Below are 16424 nucleotides of genomic sequence, written 5' to 3' on the forward strand. Positions count from 1 at the left end.
CGATGGCCACGACGACCGATCGCCTGCCGATTTCGCAACGCATCGACAGCCGGATGCCGAACCCGCGCAGACGCAAGATGCAGCCGACCGATTGGGCCATCAAGGGCGAGCTGTTTCTGAACTGTTCCTGCACGGTCTTCTGTCCTTGCGTCGTATCGCTGGGCGCGCATCCCCCCACCGAAGGGCATTGCCATGCATGGATGGCCATCGCCATCGACGAAGGCCATTTCGAGGGTGAGGATCTGTCGGGATTGAACGTTGGCCTGCTGGTCGACATTCCCGGACGCATGGCCGAAGGCAACTGGAAGGTCGCGGCCTATCTCGACGACCGGTCCAGCCAAAAGGCCTATAACGGTCTGCTCAAGATCTTTTCCGGTCAGGCAGGGGGCACGACGGGGCTGTTTACGATGCTGGTGTCCGAAATCATCGGAGCCGAGCGTGAAAAGGTCGAGATCGTGCGCGAGGGCAACAGGCGCGGCATCTACATCGGGCGCAAGATCCAGGGCGAAATCGAGATGCTGGCCGGCAAGGACAAGGACCACCCCGTGATGGTGTCCAACAGCAAATACTGGATGGGCCCGGACATCATCGCGGCCACCGGCCTGAAATCCAAGGTGCGCGACTACGGGCGAGTCTGGGATTTCGGCGGCAAGTCGGCAGAGGTCTGTCCGATCGACTGGAAAGGTCCCAAGCCGTGATCGACCGCGCCTATTGCCGCATGATGGCTCGCTACAATGCGTGGCAGAACAAGGCCTTGTGGGACGTCTTTCAGACGATGACCGATGCCGAACTGTCAGCAAAGATCGCATCGCCTCACGGCTCGGTCCTGGGGGCGGTGAACCACCTGCTGTGGCTGGACCGCATGTGGCTGTCGCGGCTTTATGCGATCAAGCCGCCGGCAAAGGACCTGTCCGAGAGCACGACATTGACCCCGGACATACGCGCATGGTGGCTGGACCGGTTTCGCACCGACGGTGCGCTGCGGATGTGGGCGGATACGCTCAATTCCGTGGACCTGCTTGAACAGATCGCGTTCTGGTCGATTTCGCTCGAGCAGGATATCATCCTGCAAAAGGATGCCTGCGTCATGCACATGTTCAACCAGCAGACCGATCAGCGGGCAGTGATCCGCACGCATTTGGCGGCGATGGGTCGTGAGTTGCCCAGCGTCAACCTGTTCGAGACGCCGCCCGCGCGACCCGTGTCACTGCCTGCCTGCGGAGACCAAAACCGATGGGCCTGCGGGGGATCATGGCCGCGCGATGTCATGTTGCGCGCAACGGACTAATTCTTGCGCGGGTTGCGGCGTCGGTGCCTCCGGCGGGAGTATTTTGGGCAAGATGATACGACGGGCTCGGGCATATGCGGAACCGTGTCCTGTGGCGGATAGATTTTACAAGCGAGGAGACAGGGATGTTCAATGCATTGATCGTGGACAAGGGCGAGGACGGCAAGACGTCGGCCCAGGTGAAACAGATCGGGCTGGATGATCTGCCCGAGGGCGAGGTCACGGTCGCGGTCGACTATTCGACCGTCAACTATAAGGACGGACTGTGCATCGGTCCGGGTGGCGGTCTGGTGCGAAACTATCCGCATGTGCCCGGCATCGATTTTGCGGGGACCGTCGAGGCGTCATCGGATGACCGCTATGCGGTCGGTGACAAGGTGGTCCTGACCGGTTGGCGCGTGGGTGAGGCGCATTGGGGTGGTTACGCCCAAAAGGCGCGGATCAAGGCGGACTGGCTGGTTCCGCTGCCCGATGGACTGGATGCGCGCCGGGCGATGGCCGTGGGGACGGCCGGTTTCACGGCGATGCTGGCGGTCATGGCGCTGGAGGATCACGGCATCAAGGATGGGCCGGTGCTGGTCACCGGTGCCTCTGGCGGCGTGGGATCGGTGGCCACCGCCATCCTGTCCAATCTGGGGTATCCTGTTGCTGCCGTCACCGGCCGGCCCGAGAGCGCGGATTATCTGCGCGAGCTGGGCGCGACCGAGATCGTGGCACGTACCGATCTGAATGAGACCGTCAAACGCCCGCTGGAAGGCGAACGCTGGGGCGGCTGTATCGATGCGGTGGGTGGCGACATGCTGGCACGTCTGCTGGGCCAGATGCAGTATGGTGCGTCAGTTGCGGCGGTGGGACTGGCCGGGGGCGCTGGCCTGCCTGCGACGGTGATCCCTTTCCTGCTGCGCGGCGTGAACCTGCTGGGTATCGATTCCGTCATGCAGCCGTTTGAAAACCGTCAGCGGGCGTGGGGCCGGATCGCCACCGATCTGCCGATGGATAAACTCGACGCGATGATCCAGCCTGCGACCTTGTCCGATCTGCCAGAGCTGGGCGCGGACATCCTGAAAGGTCAGGTGCGCGGGCGCGTCGTCGTCGACGTCAATCACTGACGCGCAATTTTATTTCGCGCCGTCGGGTGTCAGATCCGACGGCGCGGGCTAGGTTTAGTTTCCTGTTCATAACCGGAGACTCTCAGATGCCGTTGAAGCCACCCCTTACCGATCTCGATATTCAGACCGCCGACAACGGATTTTACGAAGGTTTCAACACCATCGTCTCTGTCGGGTCCAAGGTTCTGATCGGGGTCTTGATCGTCTGGGCCGCCGTCTGGTCGATCCAGGCAGGGGAAATCCTGAGCAACATCCGGTCAACCATCGACGCGAATACCGGCCCCTGGTACATGTACGCGGTCGCGTTTTTCATCGTCACGGCGCTGGGGCTTGCGCTGTATCCGACAACGGGTCGGTTGATGTTGGGTCAGCCGGGCGATAAGCCTGAATTCAGCAGTTTTTCCTGGTTTTCGATGATGTTCGGCGCGGGCATCGGGATCGGCATGCTGACCTATGCCACCGCAGAGCCGATCTATCATTTCGGCATCAATCCCGACACGATCACCGGCGCCACCACGTCCAGCGCGGCTGACAATGTGATTTCTGCCTATAAATGGTCGTTCCTGCATTGGGGCTTTTCCGCATGGGGATGTTACGCGATCGTGGGTCTGGCACTGGCGTTTTTCAGCTATTCGCGTGGGCTGCCGCTGACGATCCGTTCCGGTCTGACGCCGCTGTTCGGTCGCGCATTGGAAGGGCCGCTGGGTCATGTCATCGATATCGTCTCTGTCATCGCGACGATCCTGGGGGTCGCCGTGACCATCGGCTACGGCGTTTCGCAATTTGCATCGGGTGTATTCAACATCACAGGTGCGGCCTGGCTGATGAACGCCGAAGGGACGCCGACTGTCGCCGGCATGCTGACGGCGCTGGTCGTGGTGATGTTCTGTTCTGTCCTGAGCGCCCTGTCCGGTGTCGGCAAGGGAATCAAGTGGCTGTCGAACCTGAACATGGGCCTGTCGTTTTTCATCCTCGCGTTTTTTCTGGTGTTCGGGTCCACGCTTTTTGCGTTTCGGTCGCTGTTCGTGGGGCTGTGGGATTATCTGATCAATCTGCCCGCGATGTCGCTGACGCTGTTTCGTCCTGATGGCACTGACGCGGACAACATGCAGAACGCCCTGGCCGGTTGGCAGGGGGGCTGGACTATCTTTTACTGGGCCTGGTGGATTGCCTTTGCGCCGTTCGTGGGCCTGTTCCTGGCGCGGATCAGTCGTGGCCGCACGGTGCGGGAATACGTGCTGGGGGCCATGATCGTGCCGTCGCTGATGTGTTTCGTCTGGTTTGCCTTTGCCGGCGGGACGGCGATTGATCTGACGCTGAACGGTGGTGCGGGCGACCAGATCACCGGTGCGGGCATTTCCAGCCAGCTGTTCGCGATGATCAACTTCATGCTGTCGCCATTGTTGGCCAAACTGATGAGCGCGGTGATCGTCGTGTTGCTGCTGACCTACCTTGTGACCTCTGCCGACAGCGCGATCTTGATCATCAACACGATCGCCGCGGCAGGTGACGAATCGCCAAAGGGCCGACTGCATATCATCGCCTGGGGCTGCATCCTTGGCTTTGTGATCGGTGCCTTGCTGGTGGCGGGCGGGCTGGACGCGATCAATACTGCGATGATCATCGGCGCACTGCCGTTTTCGGTCGTCATGGTGCTGATGTGCCTGTCTTTGATCAAGGCGCTGTACCGTGACGGGCGCCGTGCCAAAGCTGCTGAAGCAGTCGCCAATCCCGCTGAATAGGTGGGGTTGGTTTTATCTTGGGCAATTTTCCGCTAATCGTCGCACAGGATTAACTGAACGGTAAGGAGACAAGATGACAGAAGTAACGCCAGAGGGCATTCCCGCCCCGGAAGGCGCTGTTGAGCAGATCCAGACCGATTATGAGATCGGTCAAGACAACTTTGAAGGCAATCTTGGACGGATTGCCTTTGACATCCACAACCCGGTTTTCGCGATTTCGGGCGCCGCGGTCGTGGCATTCGTTTTCTATACGCTGGCGCTGCCCGATCAGGCCGGCGCGGTATTCAGCTGGCTGTTTTCGACCGTCACCCAGAAATTCGACTGGTTCTTTTTGACGGCCGCAAACATCTTTGTGCTGTTTTGCCTTTTCTTGATTGTCTCGCCGCTGGGCCGGGTCCGGCTGGGTGGCGCGGATGCGACCGCTGACTACAGCTATCTGGGCTGGTTCGCGATGCTGTTCGCAGCCGGCATGGGCATTGGCCTGATGTTCTACGGTGTGTCCGAGCCGCTGACACATTTTTCCACCGCCTTGGGTGGAACAAGCGTCGAAGAAGGCGCGCGCACGGACTGGGCACCGTTGGGGGCCGCTGCGGGGGATACCGAAGCGGCGATCCGGCTGGGCATGGCGGCCACCATTTTCCATTGGGGTCTGCACCCTTGGGGGATCTACGCCATTGTCGGCCTGTCGCTGGCGCTGTTCAGCTACAACAAGGGCCTGCCACTGACGATCCGGTCGGCGTTCTATCCCATCTTTGGTGAACGCGTCTGGGGCTGGACAGGTCACGTGATCGACATCATCGCCGTGTTTGCGACATTGTTCGGTCTGGCGACATCGCTGGGGTTCGGTGCGACACAGGCGAACGCCGGTCTGAACGCATTGTTCGGCGTCCCCGTGGGAGCCACGACCGAGGTGCTGCTGATTACCGCGATCACCGCGGTTGCATTGGTGTCCGTCACGCGCGGCCTTGATGGTGGCGTGAAAATCCTGTCGGAAATCAACATGGGGCTGGCGGCGTTGCTGCTGGTGTTCGTGCTCTTGGTAGGGCCGACGGTTGCGATCCTTTCGACATTCGGCTCGTCGTTGCTTGCCTATCTGGAATTCCTGCCCGCGCTGTCGAACCCGGTCGGCCGTGAGGACGCGAACTTTGTCCAAGGCTGGACGGCGTTCTACTGGGCCTGGTGGATCAGCTGGTCGCCCTTTGTCGGCATGTTCATCGCCCGTGTCAGCCGCGGCCGTACGGTGCGTGAATTCGTGACATGCGTGTTGCTGATCCCGTCGCTGGTCTGCGTGCTGTGGATGTCGGTCTTTGGTGGCGTCGCCATCCAGCAGGTCGTGCAGGACGGTTACACCGCCGCCCAGGACGCGGAACTGCCGGTGCAGCTGTTCGAGATGCTGGCAGCACTTCCGCTGGCGCAGATCACCAGTTTCATCGGGATCGTGCTGGTCATCGTGTTCTTTGTCACCTCGTCGGATTCAGGATCGCTGGTGATCGACACGATCACGGCAGGTGGCAAGATCGATGCGCCGGTGCCGCAGCGCGTGTTCTGGTGCGTGTTCGAAGGTGCTGTGGCCATCGTTCTGTTGTTGTCAGCAGGCGGCCTGGAATCGCTGCAATCCATGGTGATTTCGACCGGATTGCCATTCACCATCGTGCTGCTGATCATGTGCTACGCGATTTTCAAGGGTTTGCGCAGCGAACCAAAGTCGTGATGCAATTGCGGATGCCCGGATCAGGGCATCCGCACTTTCCCGCTTGAACGCGGCGACGCTGCGCTAGATAGCAGCGCATGTCTGAAAATTCTCCTATCCTGCTTTGGTTTCGTCGCGACCTGCGATTATCCGATCATCCCGCGATGGACGCGGCCTGTGCGACGGGTCGTCCCGTCATTCCGGTGTTCATTCACGACGATGTGGTGGAAAACACAGGTGCTGCGGCGAAAATGCGTTGGGGCATGTCGATTGCCGCGCAGGCCGCTGCACTGCATGACAAGGGCAGTCGCCTGATCCTGCGCCGTGGTGACGCGCTGGCCGTCTTGCGCGATCTGGTCAGGGAAACAGGTGCAGGGGCCGTCTGGTGGTCGCGCCTGTATGATCCCGAATGCAAGGATCGGGATACGGCCGTGAAATCAGCGCTGACCGATGACGGGATCGACGCAAAGAGTCATGCAGGCCATCTGCTGTTCGAACCCTGGACGGTCGAGACCGGCAGCGGTGGTTTCTACAAGGTCTATACGCCGATGTGGAAAAACGTCCGCGACAGGCAACTGCCAGACAGTATTTCGGCACCATCCACGGTTCCCGCGCCGGACCAGTGGCCGGACAGCGACGATCTGGACGATTGGCAGATGGCAGCCGCGATGCAGCGCGGTGCCGACGTCGTGCGTCCCTGGTGCACCGTGGGCGAGGATGCGGCCATTCAGCGGCTTGCAACCTTTGTACAGCACCGCATCGCGGATTATCAGAAAAACCGTGACATTCCGGGAATGAAGCACGGCACCTCGGGCCTGTCGGAAAACCTGACCTACGGCGAAATCAGCCCGCTGACCTGCTGGCATGCAGGCTGGCGCGCGATGGACCGGGCAGGGACCGGGGCAGAGACATTCCTCAAGGAACTGGTCTGGCGCGAATTTGCCTATCACCTGATCTATCACACGCCGCGCATCGTTGATCGCAATTGGCGCGAGGAATGGGACGGGTTCGACTGGAACACCGACGAACGCTTGGCCGAGGTCAAGGCCTGGAAACAAGGGCGCACCGGTATCCGGTTTGTCGATGCCGCAATGCGCGAGATGTACGTGACCGGCACGATGCACAACCGTGGCAGGATGATCGTCGCCAGTTACCTGACCAAGCACCTGCAATGCGACTGGCGGATCGGGCAGCGTTGGTTTGCGGATTGCCTGATCGACTGGGACCCGGCCAGCAACGCGATAGGCTGGCAATGGTCGGCCGGGTCGGGGCCTGATGCCACGCCTTATTTCCGCGTGTTCAACCCGGTCACGCAGCTGGATAAATTTGACGGCGACCGCGACTACGTGCGTGCCTGGCTGGCCGAAGAGTACAGCAATCCATCAGATACGGCCTTGTCCTACTTTGAGGCGATCCCCGAACATTGGGGCATGTCGCCAGATGACACGTACCCCGATCCGGTCGTGGCGGCGGATGACGGGCGCAAGGCGGCGCTGGACGCCTATGATCGGTTCAAAAATGGCTGATGGCTTGTGACATTGTGACCAAGGCCGCAACTATTCGGTCCGCTGTATCGTGACTTTGGCATCATAATCACTAATGTCCGCAAAAGCCTGAAACGGCAGGACAAACCACGGGGACACATCGCGCATGATCTTGACGACCACCGAGGGGCAAAACGACCTTCCGCGTTATTTTTCGTCTGTTTTCAACATGCTGAAATTGAAACGCGGCCGGCTGGACGTGATCCTGCCCGACGGACGGCATTTCCGTACCGAGGGCGCAGCGCCCGGCCATGTGGCCGAGGTGACCGTACACAACGCGGATCTGTTTGCCCGCACGATCCGAGAGGGCGACCTGGGTCTGTGTGATGCCTATCTCGACGGCTGGTGGAGCACGCCGGATTTGCAGGCCTTCATGGACCTCGTGCACGACGACGCCGAGGAAATGTACGACGGTTTTCCGGGCCAGTTCATCGTGCGCAGCTTTGAACGGCTGCGGTTCTGGTTGCAGCGCAATTCCAAGAAGCAGGCGCGCAAGAACATCGAATATCATTACGATTTGGGCAATGATTTCTACAGCCTCTGGCTGGACGAGACGATGACCTATTCCAGCGCGAAATTCGAGACGGGCCAGGAAAGTCTGGAGGCGGCGCAAACGCTCAAATATGCATCCATGGTCGACGAGATGGGCGCACAGCCGGGCGATCACGTGCTGGAAATCGGCTGTGGGTGGGGCGGGTTTGCGGAATACGCCGCCGGCCAGCGCGACCTGCGCGTCACCTGCCTGACGATCAGCACAGAGCAGTTCAAGTACGCTGTCGATCGTATTGAAAAGGCAGGGCTATCCGACAAGGTCACGATCAAGTTGCAGGATTACCGGGATGAAACCGGCACCTATGACGGCATCGCCAGCATCGAAATGTTCGAGGCAGTGGGCGAGCAGTATTGGCCTGTCTATTTCGAGACGGTCAAAAACAGACTCAAGCCTGGCAAGAACGCGACACTTCAGATCATCACCGTGGCGGACCGTCGCTGGAAGATCTACAAGCGAGGCCCTGATTTCATTCAGAAATACATCTTTCCGGGTGGCATGTTGCCCAGCCCGAGCATTCTGCGCGATACGGTGACACGCGCGGGTATGAACGTGGTGACATCGGTCGAATTTGGCCACAGCTATGACGTGACATTGCGGCGCTGGCACGAGACGTTCAACGCGAAATGGGATCAGGTCGCCGCCTTGGGATTTGATGATCGGTTTCGGCGCATGTGGAACTTTTACCTGACCTCTTGTGCATCGACCTTTGCCAGTGAAAACTGCGATGTGACACAAATCACGATCGCACGGCCTGCCTGACGGTCTGCGCAAGCCAGGGAAGGTCCGCCATGCCAACAGCCGGAAAACTGACGGGGGCGATCCTTTATGCCGTTCTGGCGGGGGTGCTCGCCTATCTGACGGGACCCTTGTTTGACGCAGGACGGGCACCGGGTTTCTGGTATCCGCTATGCATTGTTGCGGGATTGTTGTGCGGTTGGCGCATCATGGGCGCACGGGTCGGTCAGGGCTACAGCATCGCCATCGGCACGGCGCTGACGGCCGCCGGGGCCGTGGTGTTCTGGGCCTTGTTGATCCTGTCGGGACATACGATGATCACCCGGTCGATGCGGGGGCAATATGACGGCCCGATGGATGCACTGATTTCGACCTTTGGCTTGATGGCGGGCTACGGTCAGCAGTTTGCAACCCCCGTCGTGGTCGGGGTGCTGGTTCTGGGCGGCCTCATCGCGGGGCTGATCACCGAGGCCGTCGGCAGCAAGTACCACTGACCATGCGTCTGTTCATCTACGGCACATTGCTGGACGAATCCTTGCGTGACGCGGTTGCGGGTGCAGGCGGGCAGTTGGTAGATGCGGTACTGCCTGGCTACGGTGTGCGACCGCTGTCAGACAGTGTCGTCCCGATCGTGCAGGTAGACCCGCAAGGTACGGCAGTGGGCAAGCTGTGGGATGGCATCAGTGCGGATCAGGCGGCACGGCTGGCACTGTACGAAGGCATCTACGACTATCGTTTGATCGACGTGACGGTGACACTGGCGGACGGCACACCTGCCGCCGCGCAGATGTGGGTCCCGCCGCAGAATGCGACCGCGGGTGACGGCAGTTGGTCGTTGGCGCATTGGCAAGCGCATTACGCAAAGGCGTCGGTGCTTGCGGCACAAGAGCTGTTTGCGATGGACCCGTTGCCCAGCCTGTCGGACCTCGCATGGCAATTTCCGATGATGCAGAAACGCGCCTGGGGGCAGGTGCAGGCCAGCCAGACCGCGGCACCCGCCAGCCTGCGCTACACACCCGATGCGGGCGATGTGGCGGTCACCCATCGCAAACCGCCAGTCGGCAGTTTTTTCCGCCTGCAAGGGTTCGGGGTTGAACATCGCAGGTTCGATGGTGGCCGGCAGGGACCGTTGCCGCGCGAGGTGTTTGTTGGGATCGAGGCGGTGATCGTGCTGCCCTATGATCCGGTCACGGAACGGGTGGTTCTGGTGGAACAGCTGCGCATGGGCGCACTGATCCGCAACGATCCGAACCCGTGGATTCTGGAACCGGTGGCCGGAATGATCGACGCCTTTGAGGAGCCGGACACCGCCGCCTTGCGCGAAACCAAGGAAGAGGCGGGGCTGGACGTGACCCTGCGCAAGGTCAGCGGCTGCTATCCGTCACCGGGAAATGCCACCGATTTTTTCCATTGTTACGTCGGGCTCGCGGATATTCCGGATACCGACCAATGGTCCGGCGGTCTTGCCGCGGAACACGAAGACCTGCGTTTGCACGTGGTATCATTGGATCGCGCGCTGGAACTGGTCGCCAGCGGAGAGATGAATGTCGCCCCCGGTGTGATGCTGATCTATTGGTTGGCTCTGCACCGCGCCGCGTTGCGGGTTGAGTTCAGCGGTGGCATCGCTAGTTAGGTGAACGTAACACCGCGCGAAAGGCCGCAGCCATGACCATCAAATCAGATCTTGCCGATACCGTCGGAAACACCCCCCTGATCAAGCTCAAGGGCCCGTCCGAAGCGACAGGCTGCACGATCCTGGGCAAGGCTGAGTTCATGAACCCCGGCCAGTCGGTCAAGGACCGCGCCGCACTCTACATCATCAAGGATGCCGTGGAAAAAGGTCTGCTGAAACCCGGCGGCACCATTGTCGAGGGCACGGCAGGCAACACGGGCATCGGTCTGGCGCTGGTCGGGGCCTCCATGGGGTTCAAGACCGTGATCGTCATCCCCGAAACCCAGTCCGAGGAAAAAAAGGACATGTTGCGGTTGGCGGGTGCGACCCTCGTGCAGGTGCCGGCAGTGCCCTACAAGAACCCGAACAATTACGTCAAATATTCTGGCCGCCTTGCCGAACAGATGGCCCGTGAGAGCAACGAGGGTGTGATCTGGGCCAATCAGTTCGACAACGTGGCGAACCGGCAGGCGCATATCGAAACCACCGGACCCGAAATCTGGGACCAGACGGATGGTAAGGTTGACGGGTTCATCTGTGCCGTGGGGTCTGGTGGGACGCTGGCGGGCGTCGGCATGGCGTTGCAGCCCAAGGGTGTCAAAATTGGTCTGGCCGATCCCGAAGGTGCCGGCCTGTTCAAGATCTACACAGGCGAGGAAAACCCCGGCGACAGCATCACCGAAGGGATTGGTCAGGGGCGGATCACGGCCAACCTCGAAGGGTTCACACCCGATTTCAACTATCGCATCCCCGATGCAGAGGCGCTGCCGGTCGTGTTCGATCTGTTGCAGACCGAAGGTCTGTGTCTGGGCGGATCGTCCGGCGTGAACGTGGCCGGAGCGATGCGCATGGCGCGCGACATGGGGCCGGGCCACACCATCGTGACGATCCTGTGTGACTACGGCACCCGCTATCAGTCCAAGGTCTGGAACCCCTCTTTCCTGAAATCCAAGGGCCTGCCGGTTCCCGGCTGGCTGGATCAGGACCCGCAGTCGATCCCCGGCGTGTTCGAGGACGTTTGACCATGTCGCAGCCCCTGATCGCGCTGATCGTCATGGTCGGTTTGATCATGGGCGGGCCTGTGGCAGCACAGGTCGGTCTGGACGGGTTGATCGGCGGCACATCTGCCGAAGAAGAACCTGCGCCCGATGCCGCCGCGTCCGAACCCGAGGCCGATACCGCAGCACTGGATGCGGCAGAGGCCGAATTTGCCGCCGCGGTGCCGGACCTGTCCGACTGGACAGACCTTGCGGCAGCCGTCGAACGCCAACTTGATGATCCGGGCATATCGGACGCGGCGCTGGCCGAGGCGCGCGATGCCCTGTTCGACTGGCGGCAGCGTTTGTTGGGGCAGACGGGAATCAATTCCGGGCGCATCAGCACGGTCCAGAGCCAGATCGAGGCGCTGACGCCGGTGGCGGCGGATGCAACACCGTCGCCCGCGATTGCCGCACGCCTGGACACCTTGGGTCAGCAACTGGACCGCCTGCGTGCACCGGGCCTGCTGGCGGCAGAAGCCAGCGCGCGGGCTAGCGGTCTGATTTCGGAAATCGACGGTCGCCTGCGGCAGGTCGGTGCAGAACGCATGTGGTCCCGCGATAACGCCCTGTTCTGGCCAGAGAGCATCGCCGAAGGTGTCAGCGCAGCGCAAGGATCCTTGGCGCAGGCGATCCGTCGCTACCAGTTGCGGATCGCCGGTGTCGGCGAGGACCAGTTTCTGGCGAACCTGCCGATCGGAATTGTGGCCTTGCTGGCGGCGCTGGGATTGCTGATCCGGTCGCCTCGTCTGCTCTTGCGGGCCCAGACCAAGGTGGAACAATCCCACGCCCGTGGGCGCGCAGTCTGGGCATTCCTGCTATCGGGCCTGCAGATCGGCCTGCCGGTTGCGGGGATGTCGTTGCTGTTTCTCGCACTGCGTCAGTTCGGTGTACTGCCAAGCGGTGACACCACAGTGACCAGCGCGGTCTATGCCGCCGGCGTTCTGGTGATCGTCGCCCGTTGGCTGAACGTGCAATTGTTCCCAAAGGGCGAATTCAACGGACCACTTGGCTACACGGCCGACGTCAGACGCAAGATCCGGCGCACGGGAATGGCGCTTGGCACTGCGGTTGCCGTCCTGTTGATCATGGCGGCAACGCTGGAGGATGATAACGCATCTGCGCTGGCGCGGGCTGTTGTCACCTTTCCTGTGCTGGTTCTCGCCAGCTTGCTGTTGTGGATGCTGGGCGCACTGCTGCGGCGCGCCCCGACCGCCGAGACAGGCGAGGAGAGCAGCGGTCGGTTCAGGCATGCCCTGGGGCTGATCTACATGGGCGTTGCCGGTGTGACGCCAATTCTGGCCTTGTCGGGATATACGCAGGCCGCGCGCGGCGTATTTGCGCCGTCGGTCATGACACTGGCGATGCTTGGCGGGTTTATCGTGTTGCAACAGTTGATCACGCGGATCTACGCCCCGGACGATTCGCAGGATGGCGGGTCGCTGGTGCCGTTTCTGGTCGGCGCGGTGCTGGTCGTGTTGCTCTTGCCGGTGACGGCATTGGTCTGGGGGGCAAGCGTCACGGATCTGCTGGAAATCTGGACGCAGTTTCTGGCCGGGTTCAGGATCGGGGAAACAGTGGTATCGCCGACCGATTTCCTGACCTTTGCCGCCGTCTTTGCCGTGGGCTACCTTCTGACCCGGTTCATTCAGCGGTCGCTCAAGAATTCGGTTCTTCCGCGCACGAACCTTGATCTGGGCGGCCAGAACGCCGTTGTTTCCGGGTTGGGTTATGTCGGGATCACGCTGGCGGCGCTGATTGCAATCACGCTGGCTGGGATCGACCTGAGCAGTCTGGCCATCGTGGCGGGTGCACTGTCGGTCGGCATCGGTTTTGGTTTGCAGACGATCGTGCAGAACTTTGTGTCTGGCATCATCCTGCTGATCGAACGCCCCATCGGCGAGGGCGACATGATCGAGGTGAACGGACAGGTCGGTTTCGTGCGCGACATTTCGGTGCGGTCGACCCGGATCGAAACCTTTGACCGGACCGACGTGATCATTCCCAACGCCGATCTGGTCAGCGGACAGGTCACGAACTGGACGCGCGGCAATCTGGTCGGTCGGCTGATCCTGCCGGTCGGCGTGGCTTATGGGTCCGATATTGAAAAGGTGCGCGACATTCTGCGTGCCGTGGGCAATAATCATCCGCTGGTGATCGCCGATCCCGAACCGCAGGCGCTGTTCGTGGGCTTTGGCGCATCGTCGCTGGATTTCGAACTGCGGGTCATTCTGCGCGACGTGAACTGGAAAATGATCGTCACCGACGAAATGAACGGCGAGATCAATGCAAAACTGGCTGCCGCCGGTATCGAAATTCCGTTTCCGCAGCAGGACATCTGGCTGCGCCAGCCGAAATCATCCGACACGGAATCCGGCCAGTCCGAGCCCGCGCCACAAAGCCGCCCTTCGGAACCGGAGGCCATGCTGACGTCGGATGATTTCGAGGCGGACGGCGACGCGGATCCCGATGCAGGGCAGGGTGCATGACGACGGCTTTGTATCTGGATGATGCCTATCAGCGGCAGGCCGAAGGCCGTGTGACGGCACTGACCGCCGAAGGCGGCATCGTTCTGAACGCCAGTCTGTTCTATCCCACAGCGGGCGGACAGCCCGGCGATTCCGGACATCTGGAATGGCAGGGGCGGCGCCTGATGATTGCCACTGCGATCAAGGGGACCGGCGATGATATCGTCCTGGTGCCCGCGGAACCCGCGGCCCTGCCGCCTGTGGGAACCCATGTGACGCAAACGCTGGATTGGGAACGCCGTCACCGTCTGATGCGGATGCACACAGCGCTGCATCTGCTGTCCGTCGTGATTCCCAGACCCGTGACCGGCGGCCAGATTGCCGAAGCAAAGGGGCGGCTGGATTTCGACATGCAGGACCCCCCTGATGATCGCGACGGTCTGACGGACAGGTTGAACGGCTTGATCGCGGCAGACCTGCCCGTGACATGGCAATGGATCACGCAGGCCGAGTTGGACTCGCAGCCCGAATTGATCAAGACATTGTCCGTCAAGCCGCCGCGTGGCGCGGATCAGGTCCGGCTGGTGCAGATCGGGCAGGGCGCTGACCAGATCGACCTGCAACCCTGTGGCGGAACCCATGTCCGCAGCACCATCGAAATCGGTGCGCTGCGTCTTGGCAAAATCGAAAAGAAGGGCCGCCAGAACCGGCGTGTCTATCTGCACCTAGAGGATGGCTGATGTTTCACCTGATCTGTCTCGCGACCGCGGTGATCTGTCTAGGGTTGTTCTGCGTTCTGCTGATTTCGCCGGGCCTCTATGTCGGGCTTTATGCGCAACCTGACGCGGGTGCCGCATTCATGGGACGGCGGGCGGCACCGATATTTCTGGGGCTGGCGGTCCTGATGTTTGTGCTGCGTGACACGGCGCCGGGGGCACTACGCGATGCCGTGGCGTTCGGCATGGCTGCAACCTGGGCAGGCATCGCACTGACCGGAATCTGGTCCTACGGCATGGGGCAGGCCAGCTATGCCATCCTGGTTGCTGCCGGGATCGAGTTCGCGATGGCCGCGGCATTTGTCATCGCGCGCTAGCGCTGTTCCAACGCGGCTTCTTCCTCGGGCAGGCCCTCGCGCGACAACAGGATCGCAAAGGGGCGCAATGCGGCGACATGGCTGCAGACCACCAGCATCATCACCATGATCGGGACCGACAGGAACATGCCGGGAATCCCCCAGACCGCGCCCCAGAACGCCAGTGACAGCAGGATGCCGAAACTGGACAGGCGCAAGGCACGACCCATCAGCATCGGATCGATGATCGACCCGTTCACAAACTGGATCGTGCCCGCAATGACAAAGATCAATGACGTCATCCACGGATCACCCAGCTGGATATAGGCTGCCAGAACCACAAGGCCGGTCGCGATGATGGACCCGATGTTGGGAATGAAATTCAGCACAAACGTCACGACACCCAGCGGCATCGCGATTTCCAGGCCAAACGCCCGCGCAAGGGCATAGGTCATGGCCCCCGTGGCGAGGGAAATGATGGTCTTGACCAGCAGGTAATAGTTCACGCGGCGGATGATGGACGCGATGATACGCCCGATACGCTTGGCCTGCGCGGGATCACCCGTGAAATTCAACAGCTTGGTCTGGAACCAGACGCGTTCCGCGAACAGAAATCCTACGAACAGGATCACCAGAACGGTGGCCTGTGTCAGGCTGGTGGCCCCGCCAGCCGCGCCGCGCAGGTAGCCTGACAGCTCGATGGACTGCATGGAATTGCGGACAGCGCTTTCCACGTCGGCACCGGCCCAGGCAAATAGTGCCGCCACCGCGTCCGGGGCTCTTTCGGCATAGGCCAGCGTCGTGACCAGGACCGTGTTGATCTGCGCCACCACGATCGAGGTCAGGGTGATGAGGGCCGTTGCGATCAACAAGACAGCCACAACACTGGCCAGCCAGTTCGGGACATGAAACGGACCGATGCGTGCACGCGCGATGAAGCTGATCACGTCAGATGTCAGTGAGAACAGAATGATGGCCGTGGCCAGCGAAATCAGGATGAAACGCGCCTGCACCAGCAGGAACAGCACCACGGCGAATGCGATGATGATCAGCGCAGCCGTCTGCAGGCGGGTCATGTCTGACCGCTGATCCTGACCGTCTGGCGTTGGTTTCGGCGTGTGTTTCATGGGGCCGTGCTGTTTTGGGACTTGGATGCTGATGCCAGCTATGGGTGACAAAACTATGTCGGCTCTTGTCCGGGGTGACAATGCGATGAGCGACAATTTCCCGCGGTAACGGGCTTGCACGCCCTCAAAACCCCCGCTAAGTAGCCCAGCAACGGACAGGTGGCCGAGTGGTCGAAGGCGCACGCCTGGAAAGTGTGTAGGCGGGAGACCGTCTCCAGGGTTCGAATCCCTGTCTGTCCGCCACTTGCCCCCGCAGAAGCCTTCTCCCGATCTGGCTGTGCCCGGTTTTTTTCTGTTGTTTTCGCGGGTTATGTGAGGTGGGCTGAAAACTGGCCGCGGTGCCGGTCGGCCGAGAAGCGGTTTCTCAGAGGCGATGTTCACTACTTC

At 61.1% G+C, this 16424-nt stretch carries 14 protein-coding genes and 1 tRNA gene; 14 read left to right on the forward strand and 1 reads right to left on the reverse strand.

What is annotated here, in order from left to right:
• The first annotated feature begins 2 nt into the window (after positions 1 to 2).
• The 13 genes from BMX27_RS08165 to BMX27_RS08225 all read left to right on the forward strand — a co-directional run bounded on the left by BMX27_RS08165 (position 3) and on the right by BMX27_RS08225 (position 14931).
• Complete coding sequence (locus BMX27_RS08165) at positions 3 to 698, forward strand: DUF1326 domain-containing protein (protein WP_177172684.1); 696 nt, start codon at positions 3 to 5, stop codon at positions 696 to 698.
• On the forward strand, positions 695 to 1288 hold the full coding sequence (locus tag BMX27_RS08170; protein WP_090159372.1) for a DinB family protein: 594 nt from the start codon (positions 695 to 697) through the stop codon (positions 1286 to 1288). The genes BMX27_RS08165 and BMX27_RS08170 overlap by 4 nt, the downstream gene beginning before the upstream one ends.
• Positions 1289 to 1413: 125 nt before the next feature.
• A complete protein-coding gene (acuI, locus tag BMX27_RS08175; protein ID WP_090159373.1) occupies positions 1414 to 2397 on the forward strand; it encodes an acryloyl-CoA reductase in 984 nt (327 codons plus the stop codon).
• Positions 2398 to 2483: 86 nt separating this feature from the next.
• Complete coding sequence (locus BMX27_RS08180) at positions 2484 to 4139, forward strand: BCCT family transporter (protein WP_090159374.1); 1656 nt, start codon at positions 2484 to 2486, stop codon at positions 4137 to 4139.
• 73 nt (positions 4140 to 4212) lie between these two features.
• Positions 4213 to 5850, forward strand: a complete 1638-nt coding sequence (locus BMX27_RS08185; protein WP_090159375.1) for a BCCT family transporter — start codon at positions 4213 to 4215, stop codon at positions 5848 to 5850.
• Between the two features lie 77 nt (positions 5851 to 5927).
• Complete coding sequence (locus BMX27_RS08190) at positions 5928 to 7355, forward strand: cryptochrome/photolyase family protein (protein ID WP_090159376.1); 1428 nt, start codon at positions 5928 to 5930, stop codon at positions 7353 to 7355.
• 124 nt (positions 7356 to 7479) lie between these two features.
• Positions 7480 to 8685: an SAM-dependent methyltransferase gene (locus BMX27_RS08195; RefSeq protein WP_090159377.1), complete on the forward strand. Its 1206-nt coding sequence runs from the start codon at positions 7480 to 7482 to the stop codon at positions 8683 to 8685.
• Between the two features lie 29 nt (positions 8686 to 8714).
• Positions 8715 to 9155 (forward strand): TrgA family protein, encoded by a 441-nt coding sequence (locus BMX27_RS08200; protein WP_090159378.1) that lies wholly within the window; start codon positions 8715 to 8717, stop codon positions 9153 to 9155.
• 2 nt (positions 9156 to 9157) lie between these two features.
• Positions 9158 to 10294, forward strand: a complete 1137-nt coding sequence (locus BMX27_RS08205) for an NUDIX domain-containing protein (RefSeq protein ID WP_090159379.1) — start codon at positions 9158 to 9160, stop codon at positions 10292 to 10294.
• Positions 10295 to 10326: 32 nt separating this feature from the next.
• The gene (locus BMX27_RS08210; RefSeq protein WP_056031869.1) at positions 10327 to 11355 is read left to right on the forward strand and encodes a cysteine synthase A; all 1029 of its coding nucleotides are present in this window, start codon (positions 10327 to 10329) and stop codon (positions 11353 to 11355) included.
• Positions 11356 to 11357: 2 nt separating this feature from the next.
• Positions 11358 to 13859, forward strand: a complete 2502-nt coding sequence (locus tag BMX27_RS08215; RefSeq protein ID WP_090159380.1) for a mechanosensitive ion channel family protein — start codon at positions 11358 to 11360, stop codon at positions 13857 to 13859.
• Positions 13856 to 14578 carry an alanyl-tRNA editing protein gene (locus tag BMX27_RS08220; RefSeq protein ID WP_090159381.1) on the forward strand — a complete coding sequence of 241 codons (723 nt, stop codon included), beginning with the start codon at positions 13856 to 13858 and terminating at the stop codon, positions 14576 to 14578. Before BMX27_RS08215 ends, BMX27_RS08220 begins: the two co-directional genes overlap by 4 nt.
• Entirely contained in the window at positions 14578 to 14931 is a 354-nt protein-coding gene (locus tag BMX27_RS08225) for a hypothetical protein (RefSeq protein WP_090159382.1), read from the forward strand. Before BMX27_RS08220 ends, BMX27_RS08225 begins: the two co-directional genes overlap by 1 nt.
• Here BMX27_RS08225 and BMX27_RS08230 read toward each other — a convergent pair.
• A complete protein-coding gene (locus BMX27_RS08230) occupies positions 14928 to 16037 on the reverse strand; it encodes an AI-2E family transporter (protein WP_177172685.1) in 1110 nt (369 codons plus the stop codon). The genes BMX27_RS08225 and BMX27_RS08230 overlap by 4 nt on opposite strands.
• 153 nt (positions 16038 to 16190) lie before the next feature.
• On the opposite strand from BMX27_RS08230, the gene BMX27_RS08235 reads away from it, so the two are divergent.
• Positions 16191 to 16280 (forward strand) — tRNA-Ser (locus tag BMX27_RS08235).
• Positions 16281 to 16424 lie beyond the last annotated feature (144 nt).

The sequence above is a fragment of the Loktanella sp. DSM 29012 genome (assembly GCF_900110705.1).
In the GTDB taxonomy this organism is placed as follows: Bacteria; Pseudomonadota; Alphaproteobacteria; order Rhodobacterales; family Rhodobacteraceae; genus Loktanella; species Loktanella gaetbuli.

Coding starts and splice junctions, on each gene's coding strand:
- BMX27_RS08205 (WP_090159379.1), top strand. CDS start 9,158: ATGCGTCTGTTCATCTACGGCACATTGCTGGACGAATCCTTGCGTGAC.
- BMX27_RS08210 (WP_056031869.1), top strand. CDS start 10,327: ATGACCATCAAATCAGATCTTGCCGATACCGTCGGAAACACCCCCCTG.
- BMX27_RS08220 (WP_090159381.1), top strand. CDS start 13,856: ATGACGACGGCTTTGTATCTGGATGATGCCTATCAGCGGCAGGCCGAA.
- BMX27_RS08190 (WP_090159376.1), top strand. CDS start 5,928: ATGTCTGAAAATTCTCCTATCCTGCTTTGGTTTCGTCGCGACCTGCGA.
- acuI (WP_090159373.1), top strand. CDS start 1,414: ATGTTCAATGCATTGATCGTGGACAAGGGCGAGGACGGCAAGACGTCG.
- BMX27_RS08200 (WP_090159378.1), top strand. CDS start 8,715: ATGCCAACAGCCGGAAAACTGACGGGGGCGATCCTTTATGCCGTTCTG.
- BMX27_RS08195 (WP_090159377.1), top strand. CDS start 7,480: ATGATCTTGACGACCACCGAGGGGCAAAACGACCTTCCGCGTTATTTT.
- BMX27_RS08215 (WP_090159380.1), top strand. CDS start 11,358: ATGTCGCAGCCCCTGATCGCGCTGATCGTCATGGTCGGTTTGATCATG.
- BMX27_RS08165 (WP_177172684.1), top strand. CDS start 3: ATGGCCACGACGACCGATCGCCTGCCGATTTCGCAACGCATCGACAGC.
- BMX27_RS08185 (WP_090159375.1), top strand. CDS start 4,213: ATGACAGAAGTAACGCCAGAGGGCATTCCCGCCCCGGAAGGCGCTGTT.
- BMX27_RS08225 (WP_090159382.1), top strand. CDS start 14,578: ATGTTTCACCTGATCTGTCTCGCGACCGCGGTGATCTGTCTAGGGTTG.
- BMX27_RS08180 (WP_090159374.1), top strand. CDS start 2,484: ATGCCGTTGAAGCCACCCCTTACCGATCTCGATATTCAGACCGCCGAC.
- BMX27_RS08230 (WP_177172685.1), bottom strand. CDS start 16,037: ATGAAACACACGCCGAAACCAACGCCAGACGGTCAGGATCAGCGGTCA.